Origin of the sequence: Caulobacter sp. BE264 (assembly GCF_031457805.1) — a bacterium.
GTDB lineage: Bacteria > Pseudomonadota > Alphaproteobacteria > Caulobacterales > Caulobacteraceae > Caulobacter.
This window is the reverse complement of record NZ_JAVDXI010000001.1, coordinates 869,696-892,956: the sequence shown is the minus strand read 5'-3', so window position 1 is coordinate 892,956 and position 23,261 is coordinate 869,696. Positions and strand designations below refer to the sequence as shown.

Here is a 23,261-nt window from a genome sequence, read left to right as displayed (position 1 = left end):
CCTAGTCATCCACATTCCCCTCGCGACAAGAAACAAGACGTCGCGGGAATTGGGGATAGACAATGAAGAAGCTCGCTCTTTCGCTCGTCGCCTTTGGCGCGCTCGCCGCCGGCGCCGCCCAGGCTCAAGACTTCACGCCGAACGCCAAGGGCGATCTGATCGTCCACGCGCGCCTGACGCAGGTCGCGCCGGCCAAGGACGCCGCCATCCTGACCGCCGCCGGCGCCAATTCGGGCCTGAAGGCGCACGTCGGCAACGACATCAAGCCGACGCTCGGCTTCACCTACTTCCTCACCGACAAGGTCGCCGTGGAGGCGATCTTGGGCACGACGGAACACAACATCCGCGCTCAAGGTCCGGGCACCGACGTACTGGTGCACAAGACCTGGGTCCTGCCGCCCGTCGTCACGCTGCAGTATCACCCGCTGCCGGCCTCGCAGGTCAGCCCCTATTTCGGCGCCGGCCTGAACTACATGCTGTTCTACAGCGACAAGAACAAGAATGGCTTCACCGTGAAGGTCGACGACGGTGTCGGCTATGCGCTGCAGGCCGGGGTGAACATCAAGATGAAGAACAGCTGGCTACTGAACGCCGACGTCAAGAAGGTCTATTTCAGCACTGACGCCAAGATCAACGGCGGCGCGCTGAAGGCGAAGGTCGACCTTGATCCGGTCGTCGCCTCGATCGGCCTCTCGCGCCAATTCTAACCCCCCGGCGGACGTCCCCCCCGGTCGTCCGTTCTCTTGCTCCCCGTCGGTCCGCCGGCGGGGAGCTTTTGTTTCTCTGCTTGATCGGGACGTGACGCAGATCGTGAGGCCGATTGATCGGCGTCAAGGTCACGCTGGCCCCATCCGCGCATACAGCTCGCAAGAAGCCGAGGAGCGCGCCGATCATGTCTCTAGAAGCCCCCGATCTTGTACGCGTTCAGGCCTTACCGCTGTTCGAGGCTGCAACTGACGAGGTCTTTGATCGGCTCATGCGCGGCGCCTTCCTCCAACGCTTTCCGCGCGGATCGCAACTGACGACCCAAGGACTGCCGGACAACTTCCTGTTCGTGCTCCTTGAGGGGGCGATCGAGCTGGAGGGGAGCTCCAGTGACCGCGAGTCCACCCTCGCGCTGCTGTGGCCCACCGCCACGTTGGGCCTGGCTTCCATCGTCCTGGACAGCCCGAGCTTGATGACGGCGCGAGCCACCAAGGCAAGCTTGATCCTCATGGTCCCTGGCGAAGCCTTCAGGCAGGCGCTGAGCCAGGATGCGGGGTTGGCCCGCGCGGTGGCGGAAGAACTCGCCGGTTGCTTCAGCGGCGCGGTGCGCTCCCTGAAAAACTGCAAACTGCGGACGGCCAGGGAACGGCTGGTCAGCTATCTGTTGGCGCAGCAAGAACGGCAAGGGGGCGGATCCGTGGTCAAGCTGCCCTGTCGCAAGCGCGTCCTGGCCTCACTGCTCGGTATGACGCCGGAAAACCTCTCACGGGCCTTCTCCAGCCTGACCCCGCATGGGGTCGAGATCGATGGAGCCACGGTCACGCTCCGTCAGTCTGACAGCCTGGCGCAGTTGGCCCATCCCGACGCCATGATCGACAACGATATCGGTGAAGCCTTCAGCCAGGCCGAGCGCGAGCGTCGCCGTGGCGCTCGCACCATGATGGCGTCGCACTAGCGCTGACAGGCCAGGCCGTTCCAGCACCAACTTCACAAAGCATCCGAACCGATGATCACCCAGACCGTTCTTTCGTCCGTTCAGCGGGCGCACGCCGAGCGCAACCTGCCGCGCTACACGAGCTATCCCACTGCGGTGGCGTTCGACGCTGCGCAAATCGATCAGGCCGCCGGCTGGTTCGCTCAGACCCGGTCTGACGATCACCTGTCGGTCTATGTTCACGTGCCGTTTTGTCGGCGGCTATGCTGGTATTGTGGCTGCAACACCTCGATCGCTCACACCTATGAACGGGTGGGGACGTATGCCGAGGTCCTGGCGCGCGAGATCGATTTGACGGCTCGCCGCCTGGGCGAGCATGACGGGCTTGCGCATCTTCATTTCGGCGGCGGCAGTCCCAACGCACTGAGTCCCGTCGACTTCAAGCGCCTCGTGGCGCAACTCACGAGCACGTTCCATGTTCGGCCCGGCGCCGAGATCGCCGCCGAGCTCGATCCAGGAATGCTTTCGGACGCGTTCGTGGACGCAGCCGGCGAGGCTGGCGTGACCCGCGTGAGCCTAGGCGTGCAGACCTTCGATCCGGGGGTGCAGGCGCTGGTCAACCGCGTCCAGCCCTTCGAACAGGTCAGCGCCGCCGTCGATCGCCTGCGCGCTGCGGGCATTGACGCGCTGAACTTCGACCTGATGTACGGCTTGCCCGGGCAGACCGTCGACAATGTCTACGCCTCCACGAAGGCTGCGTTGGAACTGAGGCCGGATCGCATCGCGGTGTTCGGTTACGCCCACGTGCCGTGGATGAAGAAGCACCAGACAATGATCCGCGAGGCGGATCTCGCGGATATCGACGGCCGGTGGGCGCAGGCGGATGCCGCCGATGCCGCGTTGATCGAAGCGGGCTATGTGCGGATCGGTCTCGACCACTATGCGCTGCCCGACGACCCGCTGAGCCGGGCTGCGGCGGAGGGGCGGCTCCGCAGGAATTTCCAAGGCTACACCGATGATCCCGCGCCTGTGCTGGTTCCGATTGGTCCGTCCTCGATCGGCCAGTTTCGAGAGGGTTTCGTCCAGAACCTGACGCCGACTGACGCTTGGGCGGCCAAGATCGCCCGGGACGAGCCGCCTTTGGGGCGCGCCTTGGCGATCACCGACGAAGACCGCCTGCGCTCGGCCGTGATCGAGCGACTGATGTGCGACATGCGGGTCGATGTCGCGGCTATTTGCGCGGCCCATGGCTTTGCGCCGGATCATCTAGCGAGCAGTCTCGCCAGTCTCTCGGCTGTCGAAGTCGCCGGCCTTTGCGTGCTCGATGGCAGCTCCGTCGTGATCCCAGAGTCGGCGCGCCGCTTGATGCGTGTGGTCGCTGCTGCGTTCGATGAACGGCTGCCGGTCGCGGTCAACCGCCATGCCAAGGCCGTCTAAAGCTCTCCACCGATCCGCTCGACCTCTTTGGCCAGGGCTTCCATGTCCAGCACGTGCAGCGAGCGCCCCGTCTGGCGGACGATGTTGAGGCTGGCGAGCCGGTTCAGCTCGCGTGTGACCGGTTCGCGTTGACTGCCCACCAGAACGGCTAGCTCGGCGTGCGTAGGGCAGGGGTGGATAACGGCCGTGCGTCCGTCGCCCCCTGCGGCCGAGGCTATTCGCAGAAGTTCTATGTCGACGCGGCAGGCGACCGAAATCGCGGTCAACTCGAACAGGCGATCGGTAAGAGAGCGCGTTAGCGCCGCCATGTCTTCTAGCAGGGCTCGCATGAAGCGGGGTGACGACTCGAAGAGGTCCCGGATCAGGCGCGCCGGCAGCCGGACAAGTCGAACATCCTCCAAGGCTACGATGTTCACCGATCTTGGCAGGCCGTCGATCGCCGAGATCTCTCCGAAATAGGCCCCGGGACTCAGGCGACGATAACCGACCTCGCGTCCCGACCGTGCGTACTGGTTGGCCAAGAGCGCGCCCTCCAGCAAGAGATAGATCCCTTCATCCTGGTCGTGACGCTGGACGATCATCTCGCCCTTACCGTAGCGCAACTGCTCGAGGCGCGGCGCCAGCGCCTCGATCTCTTCCCGTGTCATGTGTCGAAACAGTTTGTTGTTCCGATGGTCTTCTGGCGCTCCCCCGTTCGGCGTATGGGTCACGACGCGCTGAGCCGACGGTGGAATCACGGTCATTTGTTACGCTCCTGCGCTGTCGATCGGGGGCGATGATGAATAGCCGACAACGGTACAAGGCCTTTATCAGCTATAGTCATCACGATCGCAAAGCCGCCGAATGGCTCCATCGCGGCCTCGAGAGCTATCGCCCGCCCCGTGGGCTCCGGTCTGGTGGCGCGGAGGCGGCTGAGAGCGATTTGAAGCCGATCTTCCGCGATCGGGATGAGCTGTCAGCGGCCGCTGACCTGAGCGAGGTGATCCGCGAGGCGCTGGATCGTTCCGATACCCTCATCATCCTGTGCTCGCCCCAGTCCGCCGCATCGCACTGGGTGGACAAGGAAGTCGCCTATTTTCTCGCTTCGAGAGGCGCGGACCATGTGATCAGCGTGATCGCGCCCGACGCGCCAGAGCAGGTCTCCCTTAGGGAACTCTTGCCGCCCGCCTTGAACGCAGCGCTGCCGGCGGGTGTCGAGCCTCTGGCGGTGGACCTGCGGCAGGACGCCGACGGAAAGAGGCTCGCCAAGCTCCGGATCGCCGCGCGCCTGTTGGGCGTCAATCTGGATCGGTTGGTGCAGCGCGACGCGCGTCGGCGACTACGCCTGATGGCGGCCTTCAGCAGCCTGGCGCTAGCGATCACGGTTGGGATGGGCGCGATGACCGTCGTGACCTTGAAGTCGCGCCAGATTGCACGCGAGCAGCGCGATGAGACTGAAGCCCTCGTCGCTTACATGCTGGGTGATCTTCGTGAACAGTTGGAGCCCGTCGGTCGTTTGGATCTCCTGGACGGCGTGAGCGCCAAGGTCCTGGCCTACTACGCCAAGGCGCAAAGCGACCGACTGGACGACAAGGCGTTGGCCCAGCGCGCAAAGGCGCAGACCCTTTTGGGAACGATCCGGGAGCAGCGTGGCGATTTGGCTGGCGCGCAAGACGCCTTCGCCCAGGCTGCTGCGACGACACACGCGCTTGTGGAGCGCTCTCCGAATGATGGCGACCGTGTCTTCGACGAAGCCCAGAACGTCTACTGGCTGGCCTATATGGAATGGCGTCGCGGCGAGGTCGCGCAGGCCGAGCGGGGCTTCAAGCGTTACGCCGAACTCGCCCAGCGCTTGGTTGCGATCAATCCCAATCGTGCGGAGTGGCGGGTCGAGGAGGCTTACGCCGGAAGCAATCTCGGAACGCTGTTGTTTGAAGAGGGGCGCGCCGAGGAGGCGCTCGTGGCGTTTCGAACCGCCTTCAAGATCTTCGAGGCCGAGCGCCTGAGGTCTCCGGATGACAAGCAGCGCCTGACCGATGCGGCCAACGCGCGCGCATGGATCGCAGACGCTCTGCTTATGCTGGCCAAGCCGCGCGACGCTTTCATAGAGCGCAAGGCCGCCGCCGATCTTTTGGAAGAGGGCGTGGCGGCGTTCCCGAAGGACCAGAGGCTGGCGGCGAAGAGTGTCGCGACACAGCTTGGTCTTGGCAGGCTTGAGATCGATTTGGGTCGGCTTGAGGACGCGCGCCGTCGATTGACCGCCGCGAACGTTCGCTTGCGAGAGCTTGCAGCCCTGGACCCCACCAACACGCGCTGGCGGGAATATGTTCTCGTTGGTGAACTCGACCTGATCGACGTTGAGACGCGCTCCGGCGCTCTGGCCGCGGCAAGGTCCCGGCATGCCGCTGCGAGCGCGACCTTGGCGCGATCTCGGAAAGGGCAACAAGCGACGGATTGGCGAGCCGATCTTGACGGACGCCTAGCTCGGCAGACGATCGTTCTGGCTTTGAGCGCTGGCGACACCGCCGGGGCCAAGGTCATGGCCAAGCGCCTTGGTGAGCGCCTTGCGTCTTCCAAGGGCGCTCCTGATACAATGACCAGTCACTCTGACCTGCTCGGCTATGCGCAGTTCACTGAGGGGAAGCCCGCCGCCGCCATCAAGACGCTGTCGCCCCGTCGCAAATCGCTTCCGCCCGCCAGTCTCGACGTCCTGGCGCGCGCTTATTGGACTGTCGGCCAGCGCGACGAAGCGATGAGAATCGTGCGGTATCTCAGGCAAGAGGGATACGCGCACCCTGGGTTTGTTGCGTTTTGGCGAGAGTCGCCTGCAGGTGACATTCTCAGTCGGGAGACTTGAAATGACCGAACCAGCACCCGAAAAAGTTGTGGAACTCGTCATTGGCTTGGATGAGCGCTACAACTTCATGAACTTTGTAGACCCGCGGCGGCCCAAACGGCTGTTCCTGGATCTGAGCGAGCGCTGCGAACTGGTGTTCACTCTAAGCGATCAGCTCATCAATGCGGGTTGGTCGTTTCAGCGCAGACCCATCGAAATCCAGCGCGATTTCGGCGTGAACTTCTCAAGCTATGTCTGGGTGCCATACTCTATCGATGGCGGCGACTTGGCCCCGCGGTCGCGTTTCAAGATCATCTACGAGGATCAGCGGATGGGTGAGTACACCTACAGCCTCCTGATGCTGGATTCGCACGGCCAGAAGATCGATCTCGATCCCAACATTGATAACGGCGCTGGCCGCATTCCCTGATCCTGGCGGGATGTTTGATCCAGAGCATGTGGTCGCGCTCATACGGCGAGGCGAGGTCCTTGCCGCCTATGACATAGCCCATGCTGCGGTTGAGACCCGGCATGACGACAAGCAGGCCGCCTACTTTGCGGTCCTATGCTTGGCGCGCGCCGGGGCCTTGGATTTCGCCCGGTCGGAGTATGTGCGACTGGGACTGGATCGCACCGAGAACCATGAGGCCATAGCGCTAGGCGCGCGCCTGTTGAAGGATGTCGCGCTGTCGGCGCGGGGACGACGCCGGCTTGCGTTCGCTAGGGCGTCGATCCGCCAGTATGAAAAGCTGTTTGGGGCATACGGTGGCGTTTACGGGGCCATCAACGCTGCGACCATGACGCTTGTAGCGGGGGACGCGTCGGGCGCTGCTGCACGTGCGCGGGCTGTGCTGGCCATGTCCCCGGCTAACGGCTTAACTGGCGAAGGGGCCTATTACGAAGCTGCGAGCCGCGCCGAGGCCCACTTCCTCACCGGTGATCTCCACGCTGCGCGTGACGCTATGACCGACGCGGTCAGCCTGGCGCCCACCGCCTATGCGGCGCATGCGTCGACGCTTCGACAGTTGGAGGTGCTGTGCCGCGAGACGCGCGTGGACGTGGCTTGGCTTGAGCCCTTGCGGCCTCCAGCCTGCGCGCATTTTACGGGGCATATCCTCGACACCAGCGGCGCGGCCCTTTGCGGTTCCGCGCTACGTCAGCGTGTCGATGCCTTGCTCGTGAGTGAGAGAGTCGGCTTTGGCTACGGAAGCTTGGCGGCGGGCGGCGACATTATTTTCGCCGAGGCGCTTCTGGCCTCCGGGGCTGAGTTGCATGTGGTGCTACCCGTTGAGCAAAGCTCTTTTGTGCGCGTATCCGTCGCGCCGTATGGCGACGCGTGGATTGACCGTTTCGAGCGGTGCTTGTCTCGCGCCACCTCGCTCAGATACGCTTCCTCAGACCCTTTCCTAGGCGACGAACAGGTCTTCGCGTACTCAAGCCAGTTCGCGATGGGCTGCGCGGTGCTGCGCGCGGCGACGCTGTCGACCAAGGCTATGCAACTGGCGATCTGGGACGGTCACGCGGGGGCCGGGCCTGCAGGCGTGCACGCGGACTTGAACTACTGGTCGCAAAGCGGCCGACAACGCGCGGTGATCGAAATTGAGCGGCCGCTGCCGGCACCCCGCCCGCCAGGCGCTGGCGCCGACCCCAGGCGCGGCATGAAGGCCATGCTGTTCGCCGACGTGCAGGGATTTGGCGCGCTTCGCGATGATCAGATCCCCGTCTTCGTGGATGCAGTGATGGCGCGCTTGGCGAGTGCGATTGAGTCGCTTTCCGCTCGCCCGATTCATCTCGAAACTTGGGGTGACGGCTTGTTCCTGGTATTCGACGCCCCCATCGACGCGGCGCGCGCGGCTCTGGCGCTGATGGAAGCGCATCGCGCTCTGGATCTGAGAGCGTTGGGCCTGCCGAGGAGCCTTGGCCTACGCATCGCGGGGCACTACGGCCCGGTCCACCTTCGCACAAATCCGATGACGAAGGCGCCCGCAGTGATGGGCGCCCACGTCGTGGTGGCCGCCAGGATCGAACCCGATGTCGCCCCTGGATCAATCTGCGTCAGCGAGGCGCTCGCTGGGGCGTTGGCGACCTTTCACGGCGACACGCTGCGCTGCGGCTATGTCGGGCGAACCCAGGGACGCAAGGGATTCCCGGCGACGCCGATCTTCAGCCTGACCCGAGCCATCTGATCGAATTCGCGCTTTGGTCCGGCGCGCTGTGCAAATCCTCACATCCAGACTGCGCTGACTTGAACACAGTTCACGCGTCGACTGCGTCGCGCTCTGTGGGGATGAGAGGTCCTATGTCTTCCTGAGGCCATGGCTACTCAGCTCCGCCGTTCGTCGCCGTGAGACCCGACTGCGGACCCAGCCACCCGCCGGCTGGGTCCGTCTTTTCAGGATTGGTGGAGCGAGCAGCGTCTCGTGCCGCCGGAGGAGCCGCGTATGAGCCTGGACCGCACCTTGATCTCAGAACCAACCGTCGTCGCCGGAGGCGGAGAGGGCGCCACCGAGGTGGCGAGCACGTTTCTTCGCCATGCCGTGAATGTCTGGGCTCGTGAGCACGATCTCTCGGGCGAAACCCTTTCGGGCGTCGTCAACGACGTCCTCCGGTACGCCACGACAACGATCAACGAAGCCCGGTTCGGCCGCGGCGGAGTCTAGTTTTCGAGGCTTGCGGGATTGTGGCGATGGACACTCTGGCCGGCGCGGCGCTAGCGCCTCTTTTCATCAAGGCGCTCTGGCTGCTGTCCGTTGCGATGGTCGCCTTCTTCGTCGTTCGCGCGATCACGGTACGGGGGCGCTTAGCTGAGACCATGCGCGTGTTGCAGCTTGTCAGCGACCAACGAGACGAGGCTTGGAACGCCCTAGAACAGAGCCGTCAGACCATCGCCGACCTTGAGCACCGCCTTGCTTCCCAAGGCGATAGCGTGCGGCTGAGCATGGCCCTCATCGACGAGCGGCTAGCCGAGGCCTCGCGCGCAAAGGCGCGTGAGGCGCGGATCAAGCGCCTGCTCGCCGCAGATCCCACTGCAGGGGAGAGTCGTGTGGAGACCGCCAACCGACTCATCGGCGAGGCGCTGAACGAGCCCCGCACGTGGTCTGATCCTGGCTAGAGCCTGTCTGCTTCAAATGGCTACATTTGAAGCGGCTATCACGCTCTAAATCAAACGTTTAGAGCGTGATAGCCGCCGAAGCCGCGCACACTTTCGGCTATCACGCTCTAGCGATCGACAGTCAGGCGGAACACCATCGTGTTCCGATAGGTCTGACCGGGATTGAGCCTCGTCGACGCGAACTGCGGCTTGTTGGGCGCATCGGGAAAGTGCTGGGGTTCAAGCGCGATGCCGTCGCCCTGTCGATACATCTTGCCGCTCTTGCCGATCATCAGGCCATTCATGAAGTTGCCGGCGTAGAATTGAATCCCAGGCTCGGTGGACAGGATCTCCAGGGCACGGCCGCTCTTGGGATCCGACAGGCGGGCCGCCAGTCGCAGCGCCCCGCCCGACGGACCATTCAGGACATAGTTGTGGTCGTAGCCCCGTCCAATAACCAACTGCGGATCGTTAGCGTCACGGATACGATCACCAACCGCCGTGGGTTTTCGGAAGTCAAAGGCGGTCCCTGCGACGGGGGTCACCAGCCCGGTCGGGATTAGCTCGGCGTCGACGGGGGTGTAGCCGTCAGCCGGAATGGTGAGCACGTTGCCCAGAGCGCCCTCGGGAGCGCCTTCGCCGGCCATGTTGAACAGGGCGTGGTTGGTCAGGTTGACGATCGTCGGTTTGTCGGTGGTCGCGCCGTAGGTGATCGTCAGCTGATTCTGCTCGTCCAGAGCATAGGTCGCCGTGACCGTCAGCGTGCCCGGATAGCCTTCCTCCCCGTCGGGGCTGACATAGCCAAAGGTCACCGAGGCGACTGGCCCAGACTTGGCGTCCAGCACCTTCCAGACGACTTTGTCGAAGCCTTTGACCCCGCCATGAAGCGCGGCGACGCCGTCATTGTTCAAGGCCAGTTGGTAGGTCTTGCCGTCCAGGGTGAAGCGCCCTTTGCCGATCCGGTTGGCGAACCGGCCGACGCTGGCCCCGAAATAGCTATTATTGCTGGCGTAACCGGCGGCGTCCGCAAAGCCGAGGGCGACATCGGCGGTTTTACCGTCGCGGCCCGGCGCGATCAGCGACTGCAGGGTCGCGCCGTAGGTGATGACTGTGGCGCTCACGCCGTTTGCGTTGGTGAGAGTCAGAGCCTCGACCGCCTCGCCCGAGGGCAGCTTGCCGAAAGGCTTGCGCGAGAGGTCCGCCGCTTGCGCTGTCCCGGCGAAAAGCAGGGCCGCGCCGCACAGCGCGATAGTCTTCAGCTTCATGGTCCTCTCCCTCGATATCATTATTGGCGGCGAGGCCGCTCTACAGTGACTTGACGGTCGTCACGGTGGACGCCCCCCGCGCGAGCCGATTGCGCGCGGGATAATGGAACGGCGGCGCTTCGATCTCGAAGACGTCACCTTCCTGGGTCTGGAACCCTGAGGCGAACGATAGCGTCGCCGCGCCGAAGAAGTGGACGTGGAGGTCGCCGGGGCGTCGGAACAGGTCGTACTTGAAGTGATGGTGTTCCAGGTTCGCCAGGGCGTGGGACATGTTGCCCTCGCCGGACAGGAATGGCTGTTCCCAGGCGACCTTGCCGTTCCGGATGATCCGGCTGGCGCCATGGATTTCCTCGGGCAGGCGTCCCGTCAGCAGTTCAGGGCCAAGGGCGGCGTTGCGAAGCTTGGAGTGCGCCAGCCAGAGATAGTTGCCGCGCTCGACGACATGGTCGGAGAACTCGTTCGCCAGGCAATAGCCTAGGCGGTAGGGCGTTCCGTCTGGGCCCACGATATAGACGCCCGCGATCTCGGGCTCCTCGCCACCGTCCTCGGCAAAGGACGGGGAGACCAGGGGCTGGCCGGGACCAACCAGTTGCGAGCCGTCGCCCTTATAGAACCATTCGGGCTGCGCGCCGATCTCGCCAGCCGGCGGCTTACCGCCTGCCACGCCCATCAGGAACATCCGGCGGGAATCGGTCAGTGGCTCGTCTGTCCCGGCCTGGTGGGCGATTGCGGCCTTGTGCATCTGATCGCGGCTCTCGGCGGAGCCCAAGTGGGTCAGGCCGGTGCCGGTCAGCAGCAAGTGTGCGGGATCAGGATGATCTATCGGCGCCAGCACCCGGCCCTCGACGAGGGCAGCGTCGAAATCAAGGGTTTCCCCCAAAGGCCGCGCTTGAGCCGCCTCTGATAGCGTGGCGTCGACGCGGATAGCGACCTGGGCCAGCTCATAGAGCGTATCTGCGACCTCCACTCGGCGCGCGCGGCGCGAATTATCGATCGCGACGAGCCGCCGGTCGCCTTCCGGTGTTTTCAGCTGCGCGAATCGAAGCACCACCCGTCTGAACTCCAGAGATTGATAATGGTCAGACAAATAACTGTCCTGACCGCGCTGTCAAACCGCTGTCGTCCGGACCGCGACCGAATTTCCTTGTTCCAGGCCCTGTGACATTCCTAGACTCCGCCACCGCAGGTCCATCGCCTGCAAGGCAAGTTGGAGCGATGAGCGAGTGGCCAAGGCGAGACGCGATGAGGGCGGCGGCGAACCCGAGCGCGAAGAAGCGCCAGGTCGCCTCCACGGGGCGATCGCACGATCGCTCGGCGCGGCGATTGTCTCGGGAAAGCACCAACCGGGGGACGTGCTGACCAACGAGATTGAGGCCAGCGAAAGGCTCCAGGTCTCGCGAAGCGCCTATCGCGAAGCTATCCGGATCCTCGCGGCGAAGGGCCTTGTCGAGAGCAGACCAAAAACGGGGACCCGGGTCAGTCCCCGCGCGCGGTGGCGTCTTCTGGATCCCGAGGTTCTGTCCTGGTTCTTCGAGTCCGAGCCCAGCGAGTCCTTTCTCCAGGAGCTCTATGAGCTGCGTATGATCGTTGAACCTGCTGCGGCTGCGCTCGCGGCGAAGCGCCGGGACGCTGGCCAGCTGGAGCGTATGCGCGCTGCGCTGGTCACCATGCAGCACGAGACGTTGGCGACCGAAGCGGGGCAGGCGGCTGATCGCGACTTCCACGACGCGGTTTTGGAGGCCACGGCGAACGGACCGCTGTTCACACTCAGCAGCAGCATCGGCGCGGCGGTCCGCTGGACCACGATCTTCAAGCAACGCTCCCGCGATCTCGCGCGGGATCCTGTTCCGGACCACTGGAAAGTGTTCGACGCCATCGCCGCCGGACGTGAGGACCAAGCCCGCGAGGCGATGGAGCGGTTGGTCACGCTCGCCCTGGAAGACACCCGCGCATCAATGACGGCTTAAGCCCTGTATCGGGTTGGTTTCGTCACCCCTAAGGCCGGGAGACGCTTGCGTTGACGCCCTGTGATGCAGGGTATAGTCAGACAAATGAAAAGCGAGGCGGTGACAGGCCGGCGTGGTCGTTCCGCGTCGAATTCCGGCGGTCGCAGCCGCCGGTTCCTGGTCATCAAGGGTTGTCATGAGCGTCCCTAAAGTCTCCCCCCGCACGCTCCGCTCGCGGGCCTGGTTCGACAATCCGGACAATATCGACATGACGGCGCTCTATCTGGAGCGCTACCTGAATTTTGGCCTCACCTTGGAAGAGCTGCAGTCGGGCCGGCCCATCATCGGGATCGCTCAGACCGGTTCGGACCTATCGCCGTGCAACCGCCATCACCTAGTTTTGGCGGAGCGCGTGCGCGAGGGCATCCGCAGCGCTGGCGGGATCGCGCTGGAGTTCCCGGTGCATCCGATCCAGGAGACTGGCAAACGGCCCACTGCGGGTCTGGATCGCAATCTTTCGTACCTGGGCCTTGTCGAGCTGCTCTACGGCTATCCGCTGGACGGGGTGGTGCTCACGATCGGCTGCGACAAGACCACGCCCGCCTGCCTGATGGCGGCGGCGACGGTCAACATTCCCGCCATAGCCCTGTCGGTTGGCCCCATGCTGAATGGTTGGCACAAGGGCAAGCGCACCGGCTCGGGCACCATCGTGTGGAAGGCGCGAGAGATGCTGGCCGCCGGCGAGATCGACAACGCCGGCTTTATCAAGCTCGTGGCCAGTTCCGCGCCGTCGACCGGTTATTGCAACACCATGGGCACGGCGACGACGATGAACTCCTTGACCGAAGCCCTCGGCATGTCGTTGCCGGGCTCGGCCGCGATCCCCGCGCCTTACCGAGACCGCCAGGAGAACGCCTATCGCACGGGCCTCCGGATCGTCGAGATGGTGGCCGAGGACCTCAAGCCATCGGACATCCTGACCCGCGAGTCCTTCCTGAACGCGATCGTGGTCAACTCCGCCATCGGCGGCTCGACCAATGCGCCGATCCACCTGAACGCCCTGGCGCGTCACATGGATGTTGAGCTCAAGCTTGAGGATTGGGAGGCTGCCGGCAAGGACGTGCCGCTGCTGGTCAACCTGCAGCCCGCTGGCGAATATCTCGGCGAGGACTATTATCGTGCCGGCGGCGTGCCGGCGGTGTTTGGCCAACTGATCGCGCAGGGCCTGATCCACGAAGACGCTCGGGCGGTGTCCGGCCAGAACATCGGCGAGCAATATCGCGGCGCCGTCATCGAGGATGAGGACGTCATTCGTCCGTTTACGCGTCCGCTCGTCGAACGCGCCGGCTTTGCGATCATGCGCGGCAATCTGTTCAACTCCGCCATCATGAAGACCAGCGTGATAAGCGACGAGTTCCGCGCGCGCTATCTGTCCAACCCTGAGGACCCGGACGCTTTCGAGGGCGACGCGATCGTCTTCGACGGGCCCGAGGACTATCACCACCGGATCGATGATCCGACCTTGGGGATCACGGCCAACTCGATCCTGTTCATGCGTGGCGCAGGCCCCATCGGCTATCCCGGCGCGGCCGAGGTCGTGAACATGCGGGCGCCGGACTATCTGATCAAACAGGGGATTCATCAGCTGCCCTGCATCGGCGACGGACGCCAATCGGGCACGTCAGGGTCGCCGTCGATCCTCAACGCCTCGCCGGAAGCCGCGGCCGGCGGTGGGCTTGCTCTGCTGAAGACGGGGGACCGGGTTCGCTTTGATTTGCGCAAGTCCCGAGTGGACGTGCTGATCTCCGCGTCTGAAGTCGTGGAGCGTCGCAGGGCCTTGGAAGCCGTAGGCGGCTACGCCTATCCCGAAAGCCAGACGCCCTGGCAGGAGATCCAGCGCGCCGTTGTCGGACAGATGGATGCGGGGGCGGTGCTTGAGCCCGCCGTAAAGTACCAGCGGATCGCCCAGACCAAGGGCCTGCCGCGCGATAATCACTAGGGATCATCGCGGGTTACAACCTTCGGCGAACGGCGATCCTGAAACTATATTGTCGGACAAATGGTCGACTGCTATGGCTTCCTCAACGACAGATCGTCGATAGGGAGAGAACCATGGGCGGCAAGTGGTTAGGCGCGGCGGTCGCGCTGCTGGCCATGGCGGCGGGGGCGCAGGCGGGCGAAATCGCCGCCTCGGCGACGTTGAGGGCCGACCAGACCGGTCCCGCGATCTCGCGCTACATCTACGGTCAATTTTCCGAGCATCTGGGCGCCGGCGTCTATGATGGCATCTGGGTCGGGCCGGACTCGAAGATCCCCAACGTCCGAGGCGTTCGCAGCGACGTCGTCGGGGCGCTGAAGGCGATCAAGACGCCCGTGATCCGCTGGCCGGGCGGCTGTTTCGCCGATGAATATCACTGGCGCGACGGGATTGGTCCTCGCGACAAGCGTCCCTCGCGCAAGAACAACTGGTGGGGCGGCTCGCCCGAGACCAATGCGTTCGGCACCCACGAGTTCATGGACTTCGCTGAGCAGGTCGGCGCCGATCCCTATGTCGCGGTCAATGTCGGCTCGTCCAACCCGACCGAGATGCGCGAGTGGATCGAGTACATGACCTCGCCGGGTGACGACACCTTGGCCCAGGAGCGCCGCGCCAACGGTCGCGACAAGCCGTGGAAGGTGCCTTTCATCGGTATCGGCAACGAAAACTGGGGCTGCGGCGGCGAAATGACGGCGGACTACTACGCCAACGAATACCGCCGCTTCTCGTCATTCTTCCATAAGAACAGCGACAATCCCGCGGTTCGGGTAGCCTCTGGCGCCAATTCGTTCGACGTGAATTGGACCGACGTTCTGACCAAGGCGGCAGGCAAGCAGATGGACGCCATCTCGCTGCATTACTACACGATCCAGACTGGCGACTGGAACAAGAAGGGCGCGGCCACCGGCTTCGACAAGGCCGCCTGGGGCAAGTCGTTCGCGCAGACCCTGCGGATGGACGACCTGCTTCGCCAGCACATCGCGGTGATGGATCGCAATGATCCCCAGAAGCGTATCGGGCTCTATGTGGACGAGTGGGGGACTTGGTACGATCCCGAGCCGGGCACGAACCCCGGCCACCTCTACCAGCTGAACACCTTGCGTGACGGCGTGCTGGCTGCGGCGAACTTCAACATCTTCCACCAGTACGCCGAGCGCGTGCGGATGGCGAACATCGCCCAGACCATCAACGTCCTTCAGGCGGTCATCCTGACCAAGGGCGACCAGATGGTGCTGACCCCGACCTACTACGCCCACCAGATGTACGTGCCGTTCCAGGACTCGACGGCGATCCCGTTTGAGACCAAGGCGCCAGAGATCGACGTCGCCGGCAGCAAGATCCCGGCTTTCAACGCCTCGGCCGCCAAGGGCAAGGACGGCAAGGTCTATGTCGCGATCGCCAACATGTCTCCGGATGATGGCGTGAAGCTGAGCGTTTCCCTGGCGGGCCTGAAGGCCAAGGCCGTGAGCGGACAGGTTCTCACCGCCGACAAGATGGACGCGATGAACGCCTTCGGCGCCAAGCCCGCTGTGGTTCCGGTCGACTTCAAGGGCGCCAGGCTGGCCGGTGATCGCCTGACCCTGGACATCCCGTCGAAGTCTGTCGTTGTGGTCAAGCTGGACTAGGGACGGCGCGTGGTGATCAGGCCTACGCGCCGTAGCGCCGTCGCTGCTCTGGGCGGCTCGGCGCTGGTCGGCGCCGCGCCAGTGCGCGCCCGCTCAGTCGAGGCGCTGAACCAACGCCTTTGGTACCGGCAGCCCGCCGTCGAGTGGGTCGAGGCCCTGCCGGTCGGCTCCGGCAGGCTTGGCGCGATGGTCTTTGGCGGCGTGGCGGCCGAACGGCTGCAGTTGAACGAAGACACGCTGTGGGCGGGCGGGCCCTATGAGCCGATCAATCCCGAGGCTAGCGCCGCGCTGCCTGAGATCCGACGCCTGATCGCGGCGGGGGAGTACGCCAAGGCCGAGGCGCTGGCCGACGCCAAGTTCCTGGCGCGACCCAAGCATCAGATGTCTTACCAGACGATCGGCGACCTGCGTCTGGACTTTCCGGGTCTGACCCAGCCGATCTCGGACTACAGGCGAGAGCTGGATCTCGACGGGGCGATTGCGACGACGCGCTTTCGGCTGGGCGGCGTGGCGCACCAGCGCGAGGTTTTCGCCAGCGCGCCGGACGGGGTGATCGTCTTTCGACTGTCAGCCAGCCGAGCCGGCGCGATCTCTGTAGAGCTGAGCTTCGCCTCGCCCCTCAAGAGCGATGTCGCCGTTGAGGGGGAAGCGCTGGTTCTGTCTGGCGTCAACGACAGTCAGCAAGGCGTACCGGCGCGTCTGCGGTTTGAATGCCGCGTCCAGGTTCGCGCCATGGGCGGCCGGGTCATGCGCCGTGACGGCAAACTATGCGTGGAGGCGGCGGACGAGGTCGTCCTGCTGATCGCGGCCGCGACCAGCTTTCGCCGCTATGATGATGTCTCCGGCGATCCCCGCGCGCTCAATGTGGCGACACTGGCGCGCTCGGCCGGCCGGTCGTGGCCCCGGTTGCTCGAGCGACATCAAGCCGATCACCGCGCGCTCTTTCGGCGCGTGAGCGTCGATTTTGGTCACACGCGGGCTGCGCTGGCGCCGACCGACCAGCGGGTCCGTCGCTCGCCCATGACGGACGACCCATCCCTCGCGGCGCTCTACTTCCAATACGGGCGCTACCTGCTGATCGCCTGTTCGCGACCCGGAAGCCAACCGGCCAACCTGCAGGGGATCTGGAACGACAAGACCTCAGCGCCCTGGGGTGGCAAGTACACGATCAACATCAACACCGAGATGAACTACTGGCCGGCCGAGCCGACGGCGCTCCCCGAACTGGTCGAGCCATTGATCGCCCTGGTTTCGGATATCGCGCAGACAGGCGAGCGCATGGCCAAGGCGGTGTATGGCGCACGCGGTTGGGTCACACACCACAACACCGATCTGTGGCGCGCGACAGGGCCCATCGACGGCGCGAAGTACGGGGTCTGGCCGACCGGCGGGGCTTGGCTCTGCAAGCACGTTTGGGATCACTATGACTACGGGCGCGACCGGGCTTATCTGGCGCGCGTCTATCCGCTCATGAAGGGCGCGGCGCGCTTCTTCCTCGACACCTTGGTGGTCGACCCTGTCTCCGGCGCGCTGGTGACAAGCCCGTCGATCTCGCCCGAGAACGAGCACGCTCGCGGCGCCGCTCTCGTCGCCGGGCCCACGATGGATCAGGCCATCCTCAGGGACCTGTTCGATAACTGCCTGAAGGCCGAGGCGATCCTCGGGCGGGACGAAGCCTTCGTCGCCGAGCTGACGTCCGCCTGCGCCCGCTTGGCGCCCTACAAGATCGGCAAGGACGGACAACTGCAGGAGTGGCTCGAGGACTGGGACGCCGAGGCGCCGGACATCCAGCACCGCCACGTCTCGCATCTCTACGGCCTGTTCCCGTCGGACCAGATCACGATCGACCAGACGCCCGCCTTGGCGGCGGCGGCGCGGACCAGCCTCCAGACGCGGGGCGATCTGTCGACGGGCTGGGCCATCGCCTGGCGACTGAACCTCTGGGCTCGGCTGGGCGAGGGGGATCACGCCCATCACATTCTCAAGCTGCTGCTTGGGCCCGAGCGCACCTACCCGAACATGTTCGACTCCCATCCGCCGTTCCAGATCGACGGCAATTTCGGTGGCGTCTCGGGCATGACCGAGATGATCCTGCAAAGTCGCAACGATCACATCCACCTGCTGCCGGCCTTGCCGTCCGCCTGGCCGACCGGACACATGACGGGCCTTCGCGCGCGGGGCGCAGTGGGTGTCGACGTACGCTGGCGGGCGGGGCGGCTTGAGGAGGCGATCGTCAGAGCTGGAGCGGATGGCTCCGTTCGGCTCGTCTGCGGGAGCTCACATCTGGTGCTCGATCTGCGGAAGGGGCAAGCCCGCCGCATTGGTCTGCGCGCAGGCCGGCTGGTTCAGATCTAGCTCCTGGATGGCGCATCGGCCGCGTTCCGGCTAAGAGGCGCGTCATGCTGCGTATTTCGGAACTGAAGCTGCCGCTCGGCCACCCGCCGGACGCGATGGAGCCCGCCATCCTGGCGCGTCTGGGCGTGCCGGCCTCGGACCTAGTGAGTTTCGCGGTGGCCCGCCGCGCCAACGACGCGCGCAAGAAGTCCGCCATCCAGATGGTCTATTCGGTCGATGTCGTCCTGCGCGACGAGGCCGAGGTGCTGCGCCGGTTCGAGGGCGACCACCATGTGCGGGTCACGCCGGACACCGGCTATCGCTTCGTCGCCAAGGCCCCCGAAGGCTTTGATGGGCCGCGCCCGGTCGTCATCGGCGCGGGTCCTTGCGGGCTGTTCGCCGGCCTGATCCTGGCGCAGATGGGCCTGAAGCCGATCATCGTCGACCGCGGCAAGGTCGTGCGCGAGCGCACCAAGGACACCTGGGGGCTTTGGCGCCGCAGCGAGTTGAACCCGGAGTCCAACGTCCAGTTCGGCGAGGGCGGGGCGGGAACCTTCTCGGACGGCAAGCTCTACAGCCAGATCAAGGATCCGCGCTTCCTGGGCCGCAAGGTGCTCACCGAGTTCGTCAAGGCCGGAGCGCCCGAGGAGATCCTGACAGAGGCCCATCCGCATATCGGCACCTTCCGCCTGGTGCACATGGTCGAGAACATGCGGGCCCTGATCGAGAGCCTGGGCGGTGAGTATCGCTGGCAGCACCGGGTCGAGGACTTCGACATCGCGGTGGGCGAGGACGGCGTGCGGCGCGTGAAGGGGCTGCACATCGCCGGCCAGCCGTACCTGCCGGCCAGCCACGTGGTCATGGCCCTGGGGCACAGCTCCCGCGACACGTTCCAGGTTCTGTATGATCGCGGCGTCCATATTGAAGCCAAGCCGTTCTCGATTGGTGTGCGGATCGAGCATCCGCAATCCTGGATCGATCGCGCGCGCTTTGGTGACTGCGCGGGACACAAGGACCTGGGCGCGGCGGCCTACGCCATCTCGCATCACACCAAGAACGGGCGGACGGTCTACAGTTTCTGCATGTGCCCGGGCGGCACCGTCGTAGCCGCGACATCCGAGCCGGGTCGCGTCGTGACCAACGGCATGAGCCAGTATTCGCGCAATGAGCGGAACGCCAATTCCGGCTTCGTTGTCGATATTGATCCTGAGCGCGACTATCCGGGGCATCCGCTGGCTGGCGTCGATTTTCAGCGGAAGTGGGAGAGCCTGGCGTTCCAGGCGGGCGGAGGCACCTACAAGGCCCCGGGCCAGCTGGTCGGCGACTTCCTGGCCGGGCGTCCCTCGACCGCCTTCGGCGCCGTGACGCCGTCGTACAAGCCGGGCGTCCATCTGACGGATCTGGCGCAATGTCTGCCCGGCTTCGCCATCGAGGCCATGCGCGAAGCTCTGCCGGTCTTCGGTCGCCAGATTCCTGGCTATGATCATCCCGACGTCGTGCTGACCGGCGTGGAAACCCGGACCTCCTCGCCGGTGCGGATCACCCGCGGCAAGGACTTCCAGAGCCTCAACACCGCCGGCCTCTATCCGGCGGGCGAGGGCGCAGGCTATGCCGGTGGCATCCTCTCGGCGGCCGTCGACGGCATCAAGGTCGCCGAAGCCGTTGCCAAGCAATACATCGCCGAGGGCTTGGTCAGCGCCTGCTGAAAGCGCGCCGAGCCGGATCGTACGGGCTCGGCGCGCCGTTTCGTGCGGCTCTCTCTAGGCGGCCTCGGTGGCCTCTGCCAGGGTCGGATAGTCCGTGTAGCCGCGCGGCCCGTTGTCGTAGCCATAGAAGGTCGACGGGTCCGGCGCGTTCAGCGGCGCGCCGGCCTTGAGACGCTCCACCAGATCCGGGTTCGCGATATAGGCCTTGCCGAAGGCGATCGCGTCGGCGCGCCCGGCCTCTATGGCTGCGTTCGCGCTGACCAGGTCGAACTTCTCATTGGCGATGTAGGGGCCGCCGAACGCCGCCTTGAGCGCTGGGCCGAGGCTGTCGGGCGCCTCGTATTCGCGCGCCGAGACGAAGGCGATCTTGCGCTGGCTCAGCGCCGCGGCGACATGGCCGAAAGTATTGGCCAGATCGCTGTCGCCCATGGTGTGGCTGTCCGGGCGGGGGGCGAGGTGCACCCCGACCCGGTCGGCGCCCCATACCGAAATCGCCGCGTCCGTCGCCTCGAGCAGCAGACGGGCGCGGTTCTCGATCGAACCGCCATAGGCGTCGGTGCGCTGGTTGCTGCCGTCCTGAAGGAACTGGTCGAGCAGATAGCCGTTGGCGCCGTGCAGCTGCACGCCATCAAAGCCGGCGGCCTGAGCGTTCTCGGCTGCGCGCCGGAAGTCTTCGACGACGCCTTGGATCTCTTCGATCGAGAGGGCGTGCGGGACCGGGTAGGGACGTTCGGGGCGAAGCAAGCTGACATGCCCCTTGGCGGCGATCGGGCTGGGGCCCACTGGCGAGGCGCCATTGAGGTGCGACGGGTCGGAGATGCGGCCGACGTGCCAGATCTGCATGAAGATGCGGCCGCCCTTGTCATGCACGGCCTTGGTGACCTGCTTCCAGGCCTCGGTCTGCTCGGCCGACCAGATGCCCGGAACACCCGGGTAGCCGACGCCCTGCGGCGAGACCGGCACGCCTTCGCTGATCAGCAGGCCGGCGGAGGCGCGCTGGGCGTAGTACTCGGCCATCAAGGCGTTCGGGATATGGGTCGGACCGGCGCGCAGTCGCGTGAGCGGCGCCATCACGACACGATTGGGCAGGGTCAGGTCGCCGACGCGCAGCGGATCGAACAGGTTGGGCATGAACTCGTCCCTAGGCATGCGCCGACCAACCGTCGGCGTCTGCGGACCTATCTGGTCACGCCGGCCCGAACCGCAACCGAGACAGGGGCTGATTTCCTCTGAAAGCGGCCTGTGGAATTCTCGAAGCCGGCTAGGCCGGATGCGCCGTCAGGGCCTCGAAGCCTCGGCGGAGATCGGCCTTGAGGTCCTCGATGCTCTCCAGACCAATGTGGAAACGCAGCAGTGGCCCTTCCAGCGTCACCGGGATCGAGCGCGCGCCCAGCTGCGGGTCGCAGTGCAGCGCCAGGCTCTCGTAACCGCCCCAGGAGAATCCCAGACCGAACAGCGTCAGGCTGTCCATGAACGCATGGACCGCCTTCTGGGAGCACGGCTTGAGCACCACTCCGAACAGGCCGCAGGCCCCGGTGAAATCCCGCTTCCAGATCGCGTGGCCGGGATCGCCGGGGAGGGCGGGATGCAGCACGCGTGCGACCTCGGGACGCTGTTGCAGCCAGCGCGCCATGGTCAGACCGTTCTCTGCGTGGCGGGGAAGGCGCGTCGAAAGGGTGCGCAGGCCGCGCAGCATGGTGTAGGCGTCATCGGACGACACCGACCAGCCGATGTCCCACATGGCGTCGCCGAGCAGCTTGGCGACGGCGTCGTCACGCGTCGCGACTGAACCCATAAAGCAGTCCGAATGCCCGCCGACATACTTCGTCAGGGCCTGGACGCTGAGGGTGACGCCATGCGCCAGCGGCTTGAACAGCAGGCCCGCCGCCCAGGTGTTGTCGATCAGGGTCATGACGCCCCGCGCGTTGGCCGCTGCGGCGATGGCGGGAATGTCCTGCATCTCGAAGGTCAGCGAGCCAGGTGCTTCTAGCACGATCAGACGGGTGCTAGGCGTCACCAGGGCCATCAGCGCATCGGGCGAGAGCTTCGGGTCGTAGTAACGCGTGGTCACGCCGAAGCGGCCCAGCACGCGGTCGCAGAAACGGCGGGTCGGCTTGTAGGCGCTGTCGACGACGAGCACCTCGTCCCCGGCTTTCAGGACGGCCAACAGGGCCCCGGTGATCGCGGCGAGGCCCGACGGATAGAGGGTGACATTCGTCGCGCCTTCCAACTCGGCGAGCGCGCTCTGCAGCGCGGTTGGCGTGGAGAGGCCCGTGATGCCGTAGGTCAGCTGATCGTCGTCGTACAGCGAAGCGGCGTCGGGCAGCAGGACGGTCGAGCCGCGCTGGATAGGCGGATTGACCGTCCGTCCCAGGCGAGCGGGCTCCGAGCCCGTGTGGATCAGGCGGGTTTCTTCATCCATGGCGGGTCTCGAGGTCGGGGGGACTACTGGGCCGGGCCCGTGACGACCGGCGTATCCGCCAGGCCGCCCCATTCCGTCCACGAGCCGTCATAAACCGCCGAGCGCGGCTTGCCCATGCGGGCCAGCGCAAGGGCTACGACCGAGGCCGTGATGCCAGAGCCGCAGGTGGAGACGACGGGCCGGTTGATGTCGACGCCGGCGGCTTCGAACACCGGCTTCAGCTTATCCGCCAACAGCAGGGTCCCATCCGGCGCGATCAAGGCCGACAGGGGGATGTTGCGGGCGCCCGGCATGTGGCCGCCGCGCAGGCCGGCGCGGGGTTCGGGATCGACGCCTTCGAACCGTCCTGCGGCGCGCGCGTCGATGATCTGCTCGCGACCGGTCGCGACGATGTCGCGCATCTGCTCCAGCGAGCGATAGACGTCGGCTTGATAGCGCGGCGTGAAATGCCGTTCTTGCGGCATGGCAGGGCCATCCTCCGTCGGGCGACCCTCGGCGATCCATTTGGGAAGACCGCCGTCCAGCACGACGACATCCTCGTGGCCCATGGCGCGGAAATGCCACCAGACGCGCGCGGCGGGCAGAATGCCGGTGCTGTCGTAGACCACAATGCGCGAGCCATCGCCGAGCCCCAACTTGCGGACCCGTGAGGCGAACTTTGTGGGCGACGGGATCATGTGCGGAAGATCGCTGGTCTCGTCGGCGATCTCGTCGATATCGAAGAACACGGCGCCCGGAATATGCGCCGTGAGGAACTCCTTGTGCGGGTCGCGCTGCGCGGCGGGCATGTGCCATGAGGCGTCGACCACTCTTACGTCCGGAGCGTCGAGATGCTGAGCCAGCCAAGCGGTGGTCACAAGCGGATCGGACGGGGTGGTCATGGGGCGCCTTTCGGGGTCTGACTCGCCACGTTGCGGGCCGGGCAACATCGCCCCCACGCGCC

General features: G+C 65.3%; 18 protein-coding genes and 1 pseudogene. 13 read left to right on the top strand and 6 right to left on the bottom strand.

Annotation, left to right across the window (positions count from 1 at the left end; all coding sequences use genetic code 11):
* Positions 1 to 62 precede the first annotated feature (62 nt).
* The 3 genes from J2X45_RS04295 (at position 63) to hemN (ending at position 3,076) form a co-directional block, all read left to right on the top strand.
* Positions 63 to 707 carry an OmpW family outer membrane protein gene (locus tag J2X45_RS04295; protein ID WP_310211649.1) on the top strand — a complete coding sequence of 215 codons (645 nt, stop codon included), beginning with the start codon at positions 63 to 65 and terminating at the stop codon, positions 705 to 707.
* Between the two features lie 185 nt (positions 708 to 892).
* Positions 893 to 1,660, top strand: coding sequence for a cyclic nucleotide-binding domain-containing protein (locus J2X45_RS04290; RefSeq protein ID WP_310212098.1), 768 nt, complete (start codon positions 893 to 895; stop codon positions 1,658 to 1,660).
* Positions 1,661 to 1,711: 51 nt separating this feature from the next.
* Positions 1,712 to 3,076: an oxygen-independent coproporphyrinogen III oxidase gene (gene hemN / locus J2X45_RS04285; protein ID WP_310211647.1), complete on the top strand. Its 1,365-nt coding sequence runs from the start codon at positions 1,712 to 1,714 to the stop codon at positions 3,074 to 3,076.
* Here the strand turns inward: hemN and J2X45_RS04280 are convergent.
* Complete coding sequence (locus J2X45_RS04280) at positions 3,073 to 3,819, bottom strand: Crp/Fnr family transcriptional regulator (RefSeq protein ID WP_310211645.1); 747 nt, start codon at positions 3,817 to 3,819, stop codon at positions 3,073 to 3,075. The two genes, hemN and J2X45_RS04280, sit on opposite strands and share 4 nt — an antisense overlap.
* Before the next feature lie 35 nt (positions 3,820 to 3,854).
* Between J2X45_RS04280 and J2X45_RS04275 the strand changes: the two are divergent.
* The 5 genes and pseudogenes from J2X45_RS04275 to J2X45_RS04255 all read left to right on the top strand — a co-directional run bounded on the left by J2X45_RS04275 (position 3,855) and on the right by J2X45_RS04255 (position 9,003).
* A pseudogene (locus tag J2X45_RS04275) lies at positions 3,855 to 5,917 on the top strand (TIR domain-containing protein).
* Positions 5,914 to 6,321 (top strand): hypothetical protein, encoded by a 408-nt coding sequence (locus tag J2X45_RS04270; RefSeq protein WP_310211641.1) that lies wholly within the window; start codon positions 5,914 to 5,916, stop codon positions 6,319 to 6,321. Before J2X45_RS04275 ends, J2X45_RS04270 begins: the two are co-directional and overlap by 4 nt.
* Positions 6,322 to 6,331: 10 nt before the next feature.
* Positions 6,332 to 8,077: an adenylate/guanylate cyclase domain-containing protein gene (locus tag J2X45_RS04265; protein WP_310211639.1), complete on the top strand. Its 1,746-nt coding sequence runs from the start codon at positions 6,332 to 6,334 to the stop codon at positions 8,075 to 8,077.
* Positions 8,078 to 8,332: 255 nt separating this feature from the next.
* On the top strand, positions 8,333 to 8,551 hold the full coding sequence (locus J2X45_RS04260; protein WP_310211637.1) for a hypothetical protein: 219 nt from the start codon (positions 8,333 to 8,335) through the stop codon (positions 8,549 to 8,551).
* 26 nt (positions 8,552 to 8,577) lie between these two features.
* Complete coding sequence (locus J2X45_RS04255; RefSeq protein WP_310211635.1) at positions 8,578 to 9,003, top strand: hypothetical protein; 426 nt, start codon at positions 8,578 to 8,580, stop codon at positions 9,001 to 9,003.
* 107 nt (positions 9,004 to 9,110) lie between these two features.
* Here the strand turns inward: J2X45_RS04255 and J2X45_RS04250 are convergent, their stop codons facing one another.
* Both J2X45_RS04250 and araD1 read right to left on the bottom strand, forming a co-directional pair.
* Positions 9,111 to 10,247 (bottom strand): aldose epimerase family protein, encoded by a 1,137-nt coding sequence (locus J2X45_RS04250; protein ID WP_310211632.1) that lies wholly within the window; start codon positions 10,245 to 10,247, stop codon positions 9,111 to 9,113.
* Between the two features lie 40 nt (positions 10,248 to 10,287).
* Positions 10,288 to 11,298 (bottom strand): AraD1 family protein, encoded by a 1,011-nt coding sequence (araD1, locus tag J2X45_RS04245; protein WP_310211630.1) that lies wholly within the window; start codon positions 11,296 to 11,298, stop codon positions 10,288 to 10,290.
* Positions 11,299 to 11,470: 172 nt separating this feature from the next.
* Between araD1 and J2X45_RS04240 the strand changes: the two genes are divergently transcribed.
* The 5 genes from J2X45_RS04240 (at position 11,471) to J2X45_RS04220 (ending at position 19,896) form a co-directional block, all read left to right on the top strand.
* Complete coding sequence (locus tag J2X45_RS04240) at positions 11,471 to 12,214, top strand: FadR/GntR family transcriptional regulator (protein WP_310211628.1); 744 nt, start codon at positions 11,471 to 11,473, stop codon at positions 12,212 to 12,214.
* A gap of 175 nt (positions 12,215 to 12,389) precedes the next feature.
* Complete coding sequence (locus J2X45_RS04235; protein WP_310211626.1) at positions 12,390 to 14,192, top strand: IlvD/Edd family dehydratase; 1,803 nt, start codon at positions 12,390 to 12,392, stop codon at positions 14,190 to 14,192.
* A gap of 113 nt (positions 14,193 to 14,305) precedes the next feature.
* Positions 14,306 to 15,856 (top strand): alpha-N-arabinofuranosidase, encoded by a 1,551-nt coding sequence (locus J2X45_RS04230; RefSeq protein ID WP_310211624.1) that lies wholly within the window; start codon positions 14,306 to 14,308, stop codon positions 15,854 to 15,856.
* 12 nt (positions 15,857 to 15,868) lie between these two features.
* Entirely contained in the window at positions 15,869 to 18,211 is a 2,343-nt protein-coding gene (locus J2X45_RS04225) for a glycoside hydrolase family 95 protein (protein ID WP_310211622.1), read from the top strand.
* 44 nt (positions 18,212 to 18,255) lie between these two features.
* Positions 18,256 to 19,896: an NAD(P)/FAD-dependent oxidoreductase gene (locus J2X45_RS04220; protein WP_310211620.1), complete on the top strand. Its 1,641-nt coding sequence runs from the start codon at positions 18,256 to 18,258 to the stop codon at positions 19,894 to 19,896.
* A 54-nt stretch (positions 19,897 to 19,950) separates the two neighbouring features.
* On the opposite strand, the gene J2X45_RS04215 is transcribed toward J2X45_RS04220, so the two are convergent.
* The 3 genes from J2X45_RS04215 to sseA all read right to left on the bottom strand — a co-directional run bounded on the left by J2X45_RS04215 (position 19,951) and on the right by sseA (position 23,199).
* The gene (locus tag J2X45_RS04215) at positions 19,951 to 21,027 is read right to left on the bottom strand and encodes an alkene reductase (RefSeq protein ID WP_310211618.1); all 1,077 of its coding nucleotides are present in this window, start codon (positions 21,025 to 21,027) and stop codon (positions 19,951 to 19,953) included.
* A gap of 130 nt (positions 21,028 to 21,157) precedes the next feature.
* On the bottom strand, positions 21,158 to 22,318 hold the full coding sequence (gene metC / locus J2X45_RS04210; RefSeq protein ID WP_310211616.1) for a cystathionine beta-lyase: 1,161 nt from the start codon (positions 22,316 to 22,318) through the stop codon (positions 21,158 to 21,160).
* A 23-nt stretch (positions 22,319 to 22,341) separates the two neighbouring features.
* A complete protein-coding gene (gene sseA, locus J2X45_RS04205; protein WP_310211614.1) occupies positions 22,342 to 23,199 on the bottom strand; it encodes a 3-mercaptopyruvate sulfurtransferase in 858 nt (285 codons plus the stop codon).
* Positions 23,200 to 23,261: the final 62 nt, after the last annotated feature.